Origin of the sequence: Myroides oncorhynchi (assembly GCF_020905415.1) — a bacterium.
Taxonomy (GTDB): Bacteria; Bacteroidota; Bacteroidia; order Flavobacteriales; family Flavobacteriaceae; genus Flavobacterium; species Flavobacterium oncorhynchi_A.
Window position 1 is genome coordinate 731,736 of the sequence record NZ_JAJJMP010000001.1, and the last position, 15,533, is coordinate 747,268.

Consider the following 15,533-nt stretch of genomic DNA (forward strand, 5'->3'; position numbering starts at 1 on the left):
ACACTGACTATCAAACCTTAAAAAAACGAACTGCGCGAACTGTTGTTTTTACTGTTTATATCGTATTACAAATTCTCTAATTGGTTCTTCTTCTTATCTGCACTTATCGTCCACATAAACCCTACATATACAAATCGCTTTGCAGAAGCATTTGTAATATCTGGTTGTCCTCCATGTTGATTAAACTGATAAGCATATACAGGATTTCTACCTAACAAATTATCTACAGATAAATACACTATCTTTTGTCCACTGAATAGATAAGCCCAACTCATACTCACATTGTGTATGGGACTACTCTCATAAGTAGCTTTATTAGTTGTATTTATATCGTGGAAGTGACGTGGACTGCTATAATTATACGTCATACTCACCTGAGATTTCCATTGCTCTATCCAGTACTTCGTCACCACAAAGAAGTTGTGCTTCACTACATAAGACGGCTGTATCCATTCGTTCCAATACATTTCTTTGCGTTGAGAGTCTATATAAGTATAGGTTACCCAATAGCTAAAATTCTTAAACGTGATATTATCTTTCCAAAATAGGTCAAATCCCTTTGCATATCCCTCTCCTAACTGAGCATACTCACTTGGCTTACCTAATGGCGTTAAGAGCAACTTACTATAATCTTTATAAAATAACTCCGCTCTCAATAGACGCTTTCTAAATTCATAGGTATAGTTCAGTATATAATGATTGGCCTGCATCCAGTCTTCTTGTTTCATTGCTAATGACTGCTCTAAGTTCATCGCTTGATTAAACACCCCATATGAGAAAGACATCTGATGCTTAGGAGTCAACTGATAGGTCAACATTGCACGTGGCTCTACTGTCCAATCCGATATAGCCGAATATTTACTTACTCTCACTCCCGCTCTCAATGACAAGTCTGATGTTATCTTCCAATTGTTCTCAAAAAACAGTGCCCATCTATTCGCATCTGTACCTAAGTCTTCTGATCTACTTCCTTTACTTCTTGTCAAATCTAACTTAGAAGCCTGTACATCTATCCCGACAAAAGACTGAAACTGCCCATTCCACTGATAAGACAACTTCACCTTCTGATTCACATCCCAACTAATCTTCTTTATACTCAAATCATTGCTATCTCCTGTATAATCTATATATCCTAATCCCGTACCTACATCTAATCTCATATAAGGAGTTAGCTTCTTAAAGTACACGCTATTCATATACACATTACTCGACTTAAAGCCTAATGTATCTACTCTATTACTTGGTTGTACCTCTTGCTCGTACTTGATAGTAGAGAAATCTACAGCAGTATATAACTTATATCCACCGTCCTTAATCTCGCGCTTATACATCATCTCTCCTGAAGCTGTAGAGAAAGGTTTTTTAGTATTATATCGCTGTTTTACCACTGCTGTATAGGCTCCTAAGTTTAGATAGTTTAGACTATATGACAGCGAGTTCTTGCCCCACTGATGTGTCTGTGCGAAGCTTCCTCCTACAGTAGAGATAGAATAATCTCTACGTGACGGATCTATCTCATCTGATGTATCTAACTGCAATACTCCTGATAGCGCATCTCCAAACTCTGCGCTATACCCTCCTGCTGAGAAGGACATCCCCTTAAACAGAAACGGATTAAACTTAGAACGCACGGGCACATTACCTACAGAAGAGGTATAAGGTTGAAACACCCTTACTCCATTGACGAATATACCACTCTCCTCTGCTCTACCTCCACGTATCAGTAGTCTCCCGTCTTCTCCATTGGTCTGCGCTCCTGGCATGGTACTTAATACTCCCATAATATTACCAGGGCTACCTGCAGTACTCACTACATCCATTGCATTTAATCCTATACTCTCTGCGCGTCCTCTCATATTCTTGCTATTCGTAGTAATAAGTATCTCTCCCATCACCTCATCTTGCCCACTTAATACAAAATGTCCATTATAATTCTCCTTTGTATTGATCTCTACATCGAGATTACCATATTGTAGGTGCATTAACTTCAGTACTCCACTCACTACTGTATCTGTAACTGTAAAACTGAAATACCCTTTCGCATCGGTCAATGCTCCTTCAAAGCTATCTTCAAGGTACACATTCACATTCTCGATTGGCTTATTCTTATCGTTTACCACTGTACCCGATAGTTGAATCTGTTGTGCCTGCACAGCACCTAAACATAAGGTTAATAACAGACATAGTAGTGTTCTCATCTTTCTTCTTGATTAATTCTATCACAAACCTACATCTCCTCTCCCTCCTCAGAAAAAGTACCTGCGCGAATGGTTAGTTTTAATGCTCGAATGGGGAGAATGGTTGACAGTGTACGGTTGACAGTTGACAGTCTGTGCGGAATGAATGATTCTTGTTCACTTATAGATATAAAAAAACGGCTAATAGCTCTTATGCCATTAACCGTTTTACTTTATGTACTTATATCTTACTTTCTACTATTTTCTCTAAGCAACTCAACTAATTGATAAACTAATGTTACTGGGTTTTGTTGTGAGTAAGATAATTCCATCTGTGTCTCATATAACCTCTTTGCATTCTTAATGGCTAAGTCTATACTTCCCTTATCGGCAAGTATACTATACATCGCCTCACATTGCTTTCGTTCCTTACCAACTTTACTATAATTTAAGTCAAGCTTCTTACTCAAGTATTCATAATAACTCAAGTTTCGCACCTCAAAAAAATTATGTAAGTGGTTGATGTTTAAAGTTAACAGTATTTAGTAAGAGTTCAAAATCTTCTATACTTGATATTACTTTAGCTGTAAACTCTACAATATCAATGTTGTCAATGAATTTTTCAATAAATTCCAAAATTAGACTTACAACAGCTAATATCCTTATATTTAATTTGTGTTCAATATAGTCTTGTTTCAAATCTTTAAACAACCCGCCTAAGGTTTCATAAGCTTCCATACGGTATCGAATACTAGCAAGTAAATACTGAGTCATTGTAATTGTTATTTGTGCAATGTGAACATCGAAGTTCGTTGACTGACATTTTCCAAGTTTAAAGAGTTGCTTCGCTTCTTTAAAAAAAACTTCAATTGACCACCTAATACTGTAAATTTCAATTGCTTTGATAAAAGTTAATGTGGTGTCTGTAGCTATTAAAGTATGCCATTTACCATTCTGACCACGTTTTGAAATAAAAACAGCAACTTTAAGTCCATCGATTTCAGATATGTAGTGATAATAATAGTAATTAAGTTTACGACATCTTTTAGGCTTAAGTTGCTGTTTCTTAAGTTGTGAAATGGTCTTAACTTTGGATTCAACTTCAATTTTACTATTGTATTTATACATTCCAATAATATGAATTGTCTTGCCAAGACTACGTATTTTTTTAAGTAAACTAATACTAGTAAACCAAGTATCCATTAAAACATAATCTATTGCTATTTTACGCTTTATAATCCTTGAAAACATTTGTATTAGTACATCCGTCTTCTTTTTGTTTAGTTCTGTATATCTTTTTGAAGCAACCGTTTTAGGGCATCTAGTGGTCTTTTTTTGCTCTTTACGTTGCTTTATTGTTAAACCATATTTTTGTTTTGATTTTTTATTCTCACGATGTAAACTAAAATCAATTGGAATAAAAATACTCCCATTCCAATATCCTGCTACTAGTAATTTGAATCCTAGATAGTATGTCTTTGAAACATGATTGTATATTTTTGAGATACCTTCGATAGTTTCTCCTGTTTTATGAAGGTCTGTATCATCAAAAATTAAACACTTCGTAGCATTTTCTGTTGAAGTAAAAAGCTCCTCCTTTTGTAAATATTGTTTTACAAACTGAAATAGAAATGATCTCCAATTGATGTTTTGATTTGCTAAAAGTCGATAGTAAGAATCTTTACCACATAAACTTATACCTGAGTTTTTGCTACTGACAAGTTCATTAATGCTTTGAATACCAATAATAGAAAAGACTAAGAGTGAACCGATTAATTGTTCAAAAGAATAACCCGCTTTCTTGCACCAGTTAAATTGGTTTTTATTTTTATTGAATCCTAAAATATTTAGATGCGCCTGTAGATATTCAGAACTCATCCAAACCTTTTTAAACTTTCCTTTTAATTCTTCAACTTTAGTAATATCTTCGTGTTGTAGCATGTTTTGTACTTTGTGTGTGGTAACTTAAAGATACAATAAAACCAAGGGAACCCCCTTGGTTTGCATGCTATTTTTTTATCCTTTTAAACCCTGTGAAATAGGGGTGCGAAACTTGAGATAATAATACTCTCGTCTGTTTTTTTGATCGAAGTATTCAAAGTGTAAACAATGCCACAGTTCAAAAGAATCATTAGAATAAGCCACTTTAATATTATGTCCCTTTGCCTTAGTTATGGCATTATCATAAGCAGAAATCTCTTTTTCTCCCTGATTAATATCCATATCAAACACACTCCACACCTGATCATATTTATCTGCTTTCATCAACTCTATGGTCAAATCAACTAATTGCTCTTTAGTCTGACCATAAGACACAGCCTTTACAGTACAGCTTACTACAGGAAAAGACTTAAAGTACAACTCCTCTGACTGTCCTTCACAAACAATCAAAATAGTCTTGCGCATCTCTAAGTGACTTACTTTAATAGCAATATCACCTGTACGTCTTAACCAAGGTTTATCCCCTTTCTTATCTGTTACCTTTATAGCTCTAGTTTTCTTCCCCATCGTCTATCAAGTCAAATAGTTTATTGAAATCACCAAGATAAGGAATTGCGCCGAACTTTCCTTTAATATATTCCTCTTCAAAAGAAGCTGAATTACGCACTCCTTTAAACTCAATCAAACTATACAAATGACTTGCTCCCATAGAATCTTTCTCCACAAAGTCTATTTGGTCTTTTCTAAACATCTTATTATCTAAGAGATTAATATCATGTGTAGTAAAGACCAGCTGTGGCGAAGTCTTACTATTCTTTTGAAACAATCTTATAATCTCTCTTGTTAACATAGGATGAAACCTTGCATCAAACTCATCAATAATCAATGGCGTCTCATTCTTAAATGCTTCATAGATACACGGCGCCATCTCAAACAGTTTTTTTGTTCCTTCGGATTCATCAAAGAAAGCTATAGCTCCCATAAACACCTCTTTCCCCTCCTCATCAAATACTGGTCTTTTAGAAGCAAGAAACTTATCTGAATCCTTCATACTTAATGAGCTTTCTTCTCTTGTCTCAAAAAAAAACACATCTCTAATTCCAATATCCCCTACTTTTAAAATATTAAGTATATACGTTTTAAGCTTCTCATCCTTCATTGCTTCTTCAGCAGTTTGTTGTAATTTTTTATCACCCAAACCACTAACTATATTAATTGAAGAGATAGATTTAACCACATTCGATGAAATCTCTGCAATACCAAAAGAAGACAATGTTGTTAACAGAAGAGCATTAGGCCTAAATAGCTTTTTATCATCATTCTTACTACCCAAAACATTAAGTAACATTTCCCCTTCATTGAATGACGTTTTATTTAACTCAATTATTACCATTCCTTCTCTAATAAACAAAGGCTCCTCACGCTTACCTTTTCTAGTATATAACCATTCTGAATGCACTTCATCTCTACCAACCTCAAAACCATAACGGTAACGAACTCCTTTATCCCAAAAAACAAGTTGAAAATAAGCTGGTTTCTCTATAGTCTCAACAGAAAAAAGAAAGGGCATAATACCCTTCAATAAAGTTTTATCTACAACCGAGTTTTGTACAATATCAATAAATGTAGACAAAGCCTGAATAATATTACTCTTCCCACTTGCATTAGCACCATAGATAGCTTTAGTCTTTAGCAGCTTTATATCTATACCTACCTTAGAGATACGATTATTATCATCTACCTCTGCGTATTTTGACACAGACTTAGTCGCCATCATATTAAGCGTATTAATATCTTTAAAGGACCTAAAGTTACCCACACTAAATTCCTGAATATACATTATTTCTAAATTTGTTTAAAAATACGCAAATATAAAGATAACACCAAGAATAAAATATTATATTAACGCAAGACAATATAGAACTAATCCAAAAACGGCTAATAGCTCTATACTATTAACCGATTTATATCCTCTAAAAATTTAAATAATCTACCGTACCTGTCATCTCTGCCCATCGTGCTGATAAGAACTTAGCATAGTGCTGTGCTGATAAACCATAACTACCTAATGAGTGTCCTTCATTAACCTCAACCAAGACAGTATCTCCTGTCTCAGTCACACCGAAGTCTAAGGCATAAGCATTAGGTTGATTATCAAAATCTGCTATTGCACGTCGCACTACCTCCACATCTATTACTTTACCCCAATCTCCTTTATATCGTCTGATATCGAGTATCTCTTTATAACGTATAAAGCATCTAAACTCTGTCTTAAAATCCACTATCTCAGAACACAATACTACAGTAGGCTTGTCCGCATCTATCAATCCTATAAAATCAAGTTCACTATTAAACACCTTACCTGCAAACTTCTTAGTTTCCACATCAGGCTTTACAAATATCCCAAAGCGTTCATTTTCTAAGATCTCCTCTAAAGTACTCTTCCAAATCTCTCTCTTCAAGTATTTCTTTAGTTCTAGTGGATAATCTATTCCTGTCAAATCTAAATCTACACCCACATTCTTTAACCTCTTTCTGACATTGCCAATACCACCTACTAAAACATCTTCGGGACTAATCTCTATTATACCATCTACATCATAGTATTTGATAACTTCATAACCAAAGTGTTTAAACCCCTCATTGGCTATAAAAGCATTCACGTTATAAAATTCTCCGTCTTTATCTGTTTGTATATATGCTCTCATTATTGTTGCTTTTTAAAATACACCTTAGGACTATGGTAATAACGTCCTTATCGCATAATAATTATCCACAGAATATGTCCTGTTGACGATAGGAAACATCTCATCAATAATTTTACGCATTGAAAATATTGAAACTATGCATCTTACCATCGAAGTCTAAATCCTTATCATAACGCAGTTTCTGTTAACCTCTTTATTTACCCTACAAACCCAATAATCACCAACATTGCTAAATTAATTCCAAAGAAAATACAGATAATAAGTAACAACTTTCTCATAACCCCGAAAGCTTCACCTAATAGTTCTTCTGAACCTTGTGACATACCTTTTCGTAGCAATCTGTTTAGTGATAGTAACCGTATCGAAGCATAACTACTCAATACGAAACTTAGAAGATTCATAAATACTGGTGGGTACTCTTGCACCGATAACCTAACGAATAATTCAAAAAAACTTACTAAGGCTATCACAGCACAAAACACAATTAGAGGAATTATCCAATTACTAATGCGTTTTAAGTATATTAATGATTGCACTGTCAAAATCAACTTTTGACTATTTTGACTTACTTCATTATCCATTACTTCATTATTATATAAGTTAAAAATACAGTCATAATAATCCCTAAAATAGAACTAGTAATAATAACAATTATACGACTAAGGTTACCGAAACTATGCTCTAATTTCTCACTATTTCTTGCCTTTAATGCTAATTCTAAAGAGGAACTAAATCTATATAAAAGGTAGCATACATAAATAACCACTAAGATTAACAATAGGAAACACAAAGCCACATAGCTCAAATTTAGATTTATAAGACTTAAAAATACAATGACCAAATATTGACCAACAGAGGGCACATTCGCACTCGTAAGAAAAAAATCAAACATTAACAGTATTACTAACTGTGCCAAGATCAACATTAATAACACTTTTGCCAACACTCCTGTACGCCTTAAGTGAACAGTGGATATAACTGACAACTCTATTTCTTTTTCTGTATGTACCTTTATTTCTGTATCCATTTTAGCTCATTTTTTTTATAATACATAGATACAAAAAATTGTATCTCTACTGTGTTATTACATACAACACTCCCGTATGACCATCGAAGTCAAAAGCCCTATCATAACGCAGTCCTATCTTCTCCAACACTTTTATCGAAGCGATATTATCCTTCATCGCTCTACCGATGATTACCTTTTGTCTTAATTGACTGAAGCCATAGTCAAGACAAGCCTTTGCGCTCTCTGTAGCATATCCCATATTCCAATACTCCTCATAGAAGCGAAAGCCGATATCTGTCTCATCTATATCAGCATTATACTTTAATCCACACCATCCTAAAAAAGCATTATCCTCTTTGCGTATGACTGCCCATCGCCCATAACCATTTCTTTTATAATCGCTATAGTTCGCTAAGAAAACATGTGCTTCCTCTACATCACTAAATGTATCATCTCCCGTATAACGAATCACATTAGGATTTAGATTTAATTGATAGAAGTTTTCTGCATCTGCTGTAGTCAACTCTCTTAATAACAATCGTTCTGTTTCTATTATATATTCCACTATTTTCCTTCTCTAAAATTATAATCTAAGGTAGCAACTATTTTTTAACAAAGTGATTTTCTCATTAATAATCATACTAACTCCACTAACCTATCCAAATGGCTGCTAGAAACATACTCTATATTAAGTTTAAATTCATTGCCTACTTATTGAAGAATACAAGAACTATAAAAGGAGAGTTCTTCGACAAATGACCACTTAACTACCACTATTCACTTGCTATACTCCATGAATTGTCGAATAACTTGCTATCAAGCCTTGTATTTACTACGATTAAGAGCCATTGAAGATAGTAAGCTATATTTACCAAGTTAAAACTAACAACCTAACAAACAACCAAATAAGATCATAATAAGTAAATATTACATTCAAAAAAAATGATAACTATTTTTAGAAACAGAACCATTTAAAGCTTAAATCAAATTATTTAGAAAAAAAGTAGAACTAAATACCAAGTAAAACATCTTGAAAATGACTAATATTTGTATAAAAACTAAAAATAGAATATCAAATTATAATGCATGGTATTTATTACACTACTGATTAGGAGATAGAATCTCTTCAAATACTAGGGTATAACTCTTGTCTTATTCTGAAACAAGCACAGAGAACAAGATAGAAGCATACGCACTCTAGTATATCTACAACCGAACTCTTAATCGCTATGCTATGAAACACAACAAAATAGTGAATACCCCACGTAGAATAGACATACCACAAATATGGTATATTGCTTAAAACAGTAATAAAACCTGATGTGATTCTATATCTTTACACAATATTTAGTAGTACTTTAAACAAAAAGAAAAGAAAGCAAGATGAAGAAATTCTTTAATAATACAATAGTAAAATTGCTATTAGGAGTGATTGTAGGTTTACTTATAGGTCCATACCTTAGTAGTAGTTTACTACAGATTATCTTATCAACTAGACATATTTTAGGACAAATTATCCTATTCTTAGTTCCGCTTATCATACTAGGTTTCGTAGTATCGTCTATCGCTAAGCTAGACAAGGGGCAGACTAGTATTATTGGATTCTCGATTATTATCGCTTATATCTCAAGTATTGGAGCAGGTTTTTTTAGTACTACACTAGGCTTTAACATCATCCCTCATTTACAAATAGAGACTAACGTAGAGACTCTTAAAGAACTACCTGAGATGTTATTTAAATTAGATATCCCACCAGTATTTGGAGTAATGACATCACTTACACTAGCATTAATGATCGGTATTGGTATTCTATGGACAGAGTCTAAGCCGTTAGAGCGTGCCTTTGATTCATTTAAGGATATCGTATTGTTATTAGTGAATAGAGTATTAGTACCTGTATTGCCTTTTTATATTATGGCTAACTTCGCTTTATTAAGTTATGAAGGGTCTATACAGTCACAGTTACCCGTATTCTTAACAGTGATACTAATCGTAATAGTAGCCCACTTTATCTGGTTGGGAGTATTATACACAATCGCTGGAATATATTCAGGAAAGAATCCTTGGGAAGTAATCAAGCATTATCCGCCAGCTTATCTAACAGCAGTAGGAACAATGTCTTCAGCAGCATCTTTAGGAATGGCACTTCAATCCGCACACAAAAGCAAAGTCTTAAAACCCGAAATCACGAACTTCACGATACCGTTCTTCTCTAATATTCACTTATGTGGGTCAGTATTGACAGAGGTATTCTTCGTAATGACCGTCTCTCAAGTATTATATGGTACAATACCTACTATAGGAACAATGATTCTATTCGTACTCTTACTAGGGATATTCGCTATCGGGGCACCGGGCGTACCTGGTGGAACAGTAATGGCTTCCTTAGGTATTATCGCTTCTGTGTTGGGATTTGATGATGCAGGGATAGCACTTACATTAACAATATTCGCATTACAAGACAGTTTCGGTACAGCGTGTAATATCACAGGTGATGGAGCGCTCAGCCTTATGGTAACCAAATACAATGAAAAATAACTATATTTAAGGGAAGATTATGTCTTCCCTTTTTTATTATAAATAGACTATGCTTAAGAAACTAGCTAATAACACTATCGTCAGACTAATCTCAGGAGTAATCATCGGGCTACTATTAGGTCCCTACCTCAACGAGATACTACTGCAAATAATCTTATCAACTAAACACATATTAGGGCAACTTATTATGTTCTTAGTTCCTCTTATTATCCTAGGGTTTATCGTATCCTCTATCGCTAAACTAGATCAGAAATCCTCAGTGATTATAGGATTCTCATTGGCTATTGCTTACCTATCCAGTATAGGCGCAGGGTTCTTTAGTGGTACACTAGGGTATACGATATTGCCTTGGTTAGATATCCCTGCATCAGCTACTACAGGTCGAGTATTACCTACTATGCTGTTTAAACTAGATATCCCACCTATATTTGATGTGATGACTTCACTAGTACTTGCGCTAATGATAGGACTAGGGATACTATGGACACAATCTAAACCACTCGAGGTAGCCTTCGATCACTTTAAAGATATTGTGTTACTACTAGTCAATAGAGTATTGGTGCCCTTGTTACCTTTATACATAGCGTGTAACTTTGCGCTACTAAGCTATGTTGGTACAATACAGTCACAATTGCCTATCTTCTTAAAGGTAATTATCATCGTTATCCTAGCCCACATCATATGGATAGCAGTCTTATATATCATAGCAGGACTATATGCTAAAAAGAACCCTTGGGAGGTTCTTAGACACTACGGGCCGACCTATCTAACAGCGTTAGGTACGATGTCGTCAGCAGCTAGCCTAGGTGTAGCCTTACAGTCCGCTCATAAGAGTAAAATACTAAAACCTGAAATAACGAACTTCACAATTCCGTTCTTCTCTAATGTACATCTATGCGGTGCTATGGTGACAGAGACTTTCTTCGTGATGACCGTATCATTAGTGTTATATGGACACTTACCCGATGTAGGAACACTAATTATATTTGTGTTGTTATTAGGTGTATTCGCCTTAGGTGCTCCAGGAGTACCAGGAGGAGCACTAATGGCATCCTTAGGATTGATCACCTCATTATTAGGTTTTGACGACACAGGGATAGCCTTGGTATTGACAATATTCGCACTACAAGACAGTTTTGGTACTGCGTGTAATATCGTAGGTGATGGCGCATTAAGTCTTATGGCTACTGCCTTTCACGAACGTAAACAAAAAAGGGAAGCTAGTTAGCTTCCCTTTTTTGTATAACCTAGAATAAGTGATAGACAGATAAACGAAAAGTAATTATACAAAATAGGTCCGAATTAATGATTAAAGCATACTCTAGTATGGTTTTAGAATTAATGAAAGAGCTATGAAGTAGAATTGCTTTGTAGTATTTGACTAACGCTGATTCTGGGTTTAAATAATATGATTATTCTTTTAAGATATTACGAGAGATAACTACTTTCTGTATCTCGGTAGTTCCTTCTCCGATAGTACATAACTTCGAATCACGGAAGAACTTCTCCACAGGAAAGTCTTTAGTATATCCATATCCACCGTGGATTTGGATCGCTTCAGTAGATACCTTCACACATACTTCTGACGCATACATCTTCGCCATCGCTCCGATTTTAGTCATTGGTTTATTGTTGTTTTTTAAGAAAGCTGCTTTGTGTAATAACAATTCTGAACATTCTATCTCTGTAGCCATATCCGCTAATTTAAAGCTGATAGCTTGAAACTCACTAATAGGTTTACCAAACTGAACACGTTCTTTAGAATATTTAAGAGCTGCTTCATAAGCCCCTTTAGCGATACCTAATGATAAAGCTCCAATAGAAATACGTCCACCATCTAATACTTTCATCGCTTGAATAAAACCTTCACCTACTTCACCTAAACGGTTAGTGTCAGGTACACGACAGTTGTCAAAGATTAGTTCTGCAGTCTCAGAAGCACGCATTCCTAATTTGTTTTCTTTTTTCCCACTAGAGAATCCAGGAGTACCTTTCTCTACTACGAAAGCAGTCATGCCACGAGAATCACCTTTCTCTCCTGTACGTACGATAACTACTGCGACATTACCAGAGATAGCGTGTGTGATAAAATTCTTCGCACCGTTAAGCACCCAGTGGTCACCATCTTTTACTGCAGTAGTACTCATTCCACCAGCATCAGATCCAGTATTGTGTTCAGTCAATCCCCACGCACCTATCCACTCAGCTGTCGCTAACTTAGGTAACCATCTCTTCTTTTGCTCTTCGTTAGCAAATGTAAGGATATGATTAGTACATAGTGAATTATGTGCTGCTACTGATAATCCAATAGAAGAATCTACTTTAGAGATTTCTTCAACTATCGTAATATATTCGTGATAATCTAATCCAGACCCTCCATATTCTTCAGGAACTAAAACACCCATATACCCCATCTCACCTAGCTTCTTAAACAAGTCTACAGGAAAGATTTGAGCCTCATCCCATTCCATAATATGTGGACGAATATGTTGTTCTGCAAAGTCTCTTATAGATTGAGCAATCATTGCTTGAGTTTCATTGTATTCAAAATTCATGGTTGATAGTTTTAATTCGTAAATCTCAAATATAAACTAATTATATCAATTTTGTCAATAGGGAATTTCTCAATTTGTAAGAATTCATCTTTATTAACAAAATCGCCATTCATACTTCTATGCTTCACCACTTCCCTTGCTATATAGTAGTTCATATAAGGTGTTTCTTTCAATTGATTTACTGTAGCTTCATTGACATTTAATTTAATTACAGTAGGAGATTTTTCAACGATGAAGTGCTTAGACAATTCTTCAAACGTCTCATCTGATATGCCATAGATAAATTTTAATTGCTGAACAGAAACAAAACCTCTATATTTCTCTCGTTCTTTTATAATCTTTTCAGCATAATATGGACCTATACCTCTTACCTTCTGCAAGTCTTCTAAAGTTGCACTATTTATACAACTAGCGACAATTGGCACAATTTCTTTTGGTTTATTAAAATCCACGTACTCCCTTTTCCCTTTAGGATTAGTCACCCAATCAGGAAACTTAAAATAAATACTATATTTACTAATCCACTCATTAGAAACTTTTGTCACTTGTTGAAATTCTTTAGCCGAATTAACAAACTTATTTCCTTTTCTAAAAGTCAATAATCTATCAATCTCATCTAAAGACATCCCCAATATAGACCCTCTATAGTCTGTAATAAAATTAGGATTAAAAGGATAGATAGTATCGCGTTTTGCCTGCATGACAACACGAATACTATCAAGAACTTTTACTTTGCCATAGTACTGTTCATCGAACAGGGTTGGATATTTTTCTTGTAGAGAAGTCGTACTAGAACTAGGATAATAGTAGATAAATAGTTGTACAAAGACAATTAAAAAAATCAAAAAGAACAATCCTCTTTTTTGTGATTTATTATAGTAATAAAACTTTTTCCGGTAGTTTGAAAACATAGTACTGTTTTACCCGAAATTTACGAGAATAACTATAGTTAAACATATAGTATTCAAAGTATCTTATAGATCAAAAACCGATGATCTCTTTGTATAGACTAAGTCTTTAATACGAGCTAAAAATGCCAACGTAATGTATAATGCAAACGCCAACCCTAAGGTAAAAAATGACAAATAAATAAAAAAAAGACGCACACTCGTGGCGCGAATCCCCAATCTATCAGCAACACGACTAGATACTCTAAAACCACGTTTTTCAAAATAATGTCTTAATCCCGTAACCATATTTACTTATTTATATGCTAAAGCAAATGTAATGATTATTTTTCTAAACATCCCTCACTAATACAGTGTAAATCCAATAACAAACAAGGTTAATAAAACTTATGTTCGCTTTAGATATTGCTTACCTATCTGACACTCCAGACACCTCCCTTGATCACAATAATTCTTTTTAAGATGTACTAATGCTTGACTATCTAAAGCATTATCTACTTCTACTTTATACTCCTCAAATAAAGTAATAATACTATTCTTTTCTGATTTTATCTTTAGTCCTAAGTCAACTACCTCACTTACATCGTAATCATCTATAGCCACAGACTGTTTATAAGCTACCTGTATTGGTAATACTACATTAATAACTACTAAATCAATAAACTCTCGAGATACTTTCTTTACTTGTTTTTTGCTGACTTTATTAAACACATAATGTGTTTCCCAATATTCACTGACTTTGACATCAAACAGAGTGTAAAAATAACTCATATCACTGCAGTTCAAAATAGTGTGAATCGGAATCTGATGATGGTATAACCAGCTACTCAACTGTGCTAACCGAATAGTTGGGAAATTAGGTGGCCTCAATTGAAAAAAACGAATCGCGGTTGCTGATTCTTCCACTATATTATACTTGTGCTTTAAGAATATCCACTCTCTCTTTAATTCCTTGACATAGCTATCTTCTACTTCCTGCTCCTCTGACAATAACCCTGTGATACCAAATAACAATGCTTCAATCTGCAAAAGAGATTGAGATTGTATATAAATAGAAAGTACTGGCAAGTTTTTCACTGCATTGAAGAATGCTTCCCCATTAGCATTAAGACCAAAGCTCTTAGCTAAGAAACAAAAAAAAACATGTTCCCAATGATTATTAGTAGCTGTTAACAAGATTTGAATTGGTACTATTTTTTCTTCTAAGCGTTCTAAGAACAGTTTCTCTTTCCAGTTTGTCCAGATATGAGGTGCTACATTAGAGATTATCTTTTCACAGTTAAAATGAGGCTTTCTAATAAAGAGTTCATTGCATTTAGCGAATACATCTGCATCAACATAATTCTTTAAAATAAAAACCGTTACCTCCTTCCCATCTGTTCTAAATACAGGAGTATCGTTATCCCAAACCACATGAAGTATAATACTGTCATAGCGCTGATCTACCTCATGATGATGTGCATACCAGTCTGAGCCATTAATGTGGATCTCCACATTGCCAGCCCACTCCTGAGTACCAATCAATATGCGGGCATTAAAAAAATCAGGTCCATCTAACCCAGTAAACGTTCCTGCTGAAATAATACTTAATGATTCGTTAGAGGCTGTATATAGCTCGTCTGTATTAAAGAGCTGATTAGCCCAAACATAATGTAAAAAAGCTTCTTTCATAAAAGTAGTCGTGAGTTCGTTATATT

The 15,533-nt window shown here is 34.5% G+C and carries 15 protein-coding genes; 2 read left to right on the plus strand and 13 right to left on the minus strand.

Annotated elements, in window-relative coordinates; all coding sequences use genetic code 11:
• Positions 1-65: 65 nt before the first annotated feature.
• The 9 genes from LNQ81_RS03260 to LNQ81_RS03300 all read right to left on the minus strand — a co-directional run bounded on the left by LNQ81_RS03260 (position 66) and on the right by LNQ81_RS03300 (position 8,400).
• Positions 66-2,198: a TonB-dependent receptor gene (locus LNQ81_RS03260; RefSeq protein WP_229944746.1), complete on the minus strand. Its 2,133-nt coding sequence runs from the start codon at positions 2,196-2,198 to the stop codon at positions 66-68.
• A gap of 227 nt (positions 2,199-2,425) precedes the next feature.
• Positions 2,426-2,674 (minus strand): RloB domain-containing protein, encoded by a 249-nt coding sequence (locus LNQ81_RS03265; protein ID WP_229944748.1) that lies wholly within the window; start codon positions 2,672-2,674, stop codon positions 2,426-2,428.
• Between the two features lie 10 nt (positions 2,675-2,684).
• Positions 2,685-4,118, minus strand: coding sequence for an IS4 family transposase (locus LNQ81_RS03270; RefSeq protein ID WP_229944749.1), 1,434 nt, complete (start codon positions 4,116-4,118; stop codon positions 2,685-2,687).
• A 75-nt stretch (positions 4,119-4,193) separates the two neighbouring features.
• A complete protein-coding gene (locus tag LNQ81_RS03275) occupies positions 4,194-4,685 on the minus strand; it encodes an RloB family protein (RefSeq protein ID WP_229944750.1) in 492 nt (163 codons plus the stop codon).
• Positions 4,669-5,958 carry an AAA family ATPase gene (locus tag LNQ81_RS03280; protein WP_229944751.1) on the minus strand — a complete coding sequence of 430 codons (1,290 nt, stop codon included), beginning with the start codon at positions 5,956-5,958 and terminating at the stop codon, positions 4,669-4,671. The genes LNQ81_RS03275 and LNQ81_RS03280 overlap by 17 nt, the downstream gene beginning before the upstream one ends.
• Before the next feature lie 133 nt (positions 5,959-6,091).
• Complete coding sequence (locus LNQ81_RS03285) at positions 6,092-6,826, minus strand: ATP-grasp domain-containing protein (protein ID WP_229944752.1); 735 nt, start codon at positions 6,824-6,826, stop codon at positions 6,092-6,094.
• 197 nt (positions 6,827-7,023) lie between these two features.
• Positions 7,024-7,407, minus strand: a complete 384-nt coding sequence (locus tag LNQ81_RS03290; RefSeq protein ID WP_229944753.1) for a hypothetical protein — start codon at positions 7,405-7,407, stop codon at positions 7,024-7,026.
• Positions 7,407-7,853 carry a hypothetical protein gene (locus LNQ81_RS03295; RefSeq protein ID WP_229944754.1) on the minus strand — a complete coding sequence of 149 codons (447 nt, stop codon included), beginning with the start codon at positions 7,851-7,853 and terminating at the stop codon, positions 7,407-7,409. Before LNQ81_RS03295 ends, LNQ81_RS03290 begins: the two co-directional genes overlap by 1 nt.
• Before the next feature lie 46 nt (positions 7,854-7,899).
• Positions 7,900-8,400, minus strand: coding sequence for a GNAT family N-acetyltransferase (locus LNQ81_RS03300; protein ID WP_229944755.1), 501 nt, complete (start codon positions 8,398-8,400; stop codon positions 7,900-7,902).
• 818 nt (positions 8,401-9,218) lie between these two features.
• Between LNQ81_RS03300 and LNQ81_RS03305 the strand changes: the two genes are divergently transcribed.
• Together LNQ81_RS03305 and LNQ81_RS03310 are read left to right on the plus strand one after the other, a co-directional pair.
• Positions 9,219-10,373, plus strand: coding sequence for a cation:dicarboxylate symporter family transporter (locus tag LNQ81_RS03305; RefSeq protein WP_229944756.1), 1,155 nt, complete (start codon positions 9,219-9,221; stop codon positions 10,371-10,373).
• A gap of 49 nt (positions 10,374-10,422) precedes the next feature.
• The gene (locus LNQ81_RS03310) at positions 10,423-11,601 is read left to right on the plus strand and encodes a cation:dicarboxylate symporter family transporter (RefSeq protein WP_229944757.1); all 1,179 of its coding nucleotides are present in this window, start codon (positions 10,423-10,425) and stop codon (positions 11,599-11,601) included.
• Between the two features lie 184 nt (positions 11,602-11,785).
• Here LNQ81_RS03310 and LNQ81_RS03315 read toward each other — a convergent pair whose 3' ends face one another.
• The 4 genes from LNQ81_RS03315 to LNQ81_RS03330 all read right to left on the minus strand — a co-directional run bounded on the left by LNQ81_RS03315 (position 11,786) and on the right by LNQ81_RS03330 (position 15,507).
• Positions 11,786-12,928 carry an acyl-CoA dehydrogenase family protein gene (locus LNQ81_RS03315; protein WP_229944758.1) on the minus strand — a complete coding sequence of 381 codons (1,143 nt, stop codon included), beginning with the start codon at positions 12,926-12,928 and terminating at the stop codon, positions 11,786-11,788.
• An 11-nt stretch (positions 12,929-12,939) separates the two neighbouring features.
• A complete protein-coding gene (locus LNQ81_RS03320) occupies positions 12,940-13,773 on the minus strand; it encodes a ComEA family DNA-binding protein (RefSeq protein WP_229944759.1) in 834 nt (277 codons plus the stop codon).
• A gap of 129 nt (positions 13,774-13,902) precedes the next feature.
• Positions 13,903-14,124: a PspC domain-containing protein gene (locus tag LNQ81_RS03325; protein ID WP_229944760.1), complete on the minus strand. Its 222-nt coding sequence runs from the start codon at positions 14,122-14,124 to the stop codon at positions 13,903-13,905.
• Positions 14,125-14,223: 99 nt separating this feature from the next.
• Positions 14,224-15,507 (minus strand): DUF2851 family protein, encoded by a 1,284-nt coding sequence (locus tag LNQ81_RS03330; RefSeq protein WP_229944761.1) that lies wholly within the window; start codon positions 15,505-15,507, stop codon positions 14,224-14,226.
• Positions 15,508-15,533 lie beyond the last annotated feature (26 nt).

Excerpts from the sequence above, each read along its gene's own strand:
- LNQ81_RS03260 (WP_229944746.1), bottom strand. The coding sequence starts at position 2,198 with ATGAGAACACTACTATGTCTGTTATTAACCTTATGTTTAGGTGCTGTG.
- LNQ81_RS03270 (WP_229944749.1), bottom strand. The coding sequence starts at position 4,118 with ATGCTACAACACGAAGATATTACTAAAGTTGAAGAATTAAAAGGAAAG.
- LNQ81_RS03275 (WP_229944750.1), bottom strand. The coding sequence starts at position 4,685 with ATGGGGAAGAAAACTAGAGCTATAAAGGTAACAGATAAGAAAGGGGAT.
- LNQ81_RS03280 (WP_229944751.1), bottom strand. The coding sequence starts at position 5,958 with ATGTATATTCAGGAATTTAGTGTGGGTAACTTTAGGTCCTTTAAAGAT.
- LNQ81_RS03285 (WP_229944752.1), bottom strand. The coding sequence starts at position 6,826 with ATGAGAGCATATATACAAACAGATAAAGACGGAGAATTTTATAACGTG.
- LNQ81_RS03290 (WP_229944753.1), bottom strand. The coding sequence starts at position 7,407 with ATGGATAATGAAGTAAGTCAAAATAGTCAAAAGTTGATTTTGACAGTG.
- LNQ81_RS03295 (WP_229944754.1), bottom strand. The coding sequence starts at position 7,853 with ATGGATACAGAAATAAAGGTACATACAGAAAAAGAAATAGAGTTGTCA.
- LNQ81_RS03305 (WP_229944756.1), top strand. The coding sequence starts at position 9,219 with ATGAAGAAATTCTTTAATAATACAATAGTAAAATTGCTATTAGGAGTG.
- LNQ81_RS03310 (WP_229944757.1), top strand. The coding sequence starts at position 10,423 with ATGCTTAAGAAACTAGCTAATAACACTATCGTCAGACTAATCTCAGGA.
- LNQ81_RS03315 (WP_229944758.1), bottom strand. The coding sequence starts at position 12,928 with ATGAATTTTGAATACAATGAAACTCAAGCAATGATTGCTCAATCTATA.
- LNQ81_RS03325 (WP_229944760.1), bottom strand. The coding sequence starts at position 14,124 with ATGGTTACGGGATTAAGACATTATTTTGAAAAACGTGGTTTTAGAGTA.
- LNQ81_RS03330 (WP_229944761.1), bottom strand. The coding sequence starts at position 15,507 with ATGAAAGAAGCTTTTTTACATTATGTTTGGGCTAATCAGCTCTTTAAT.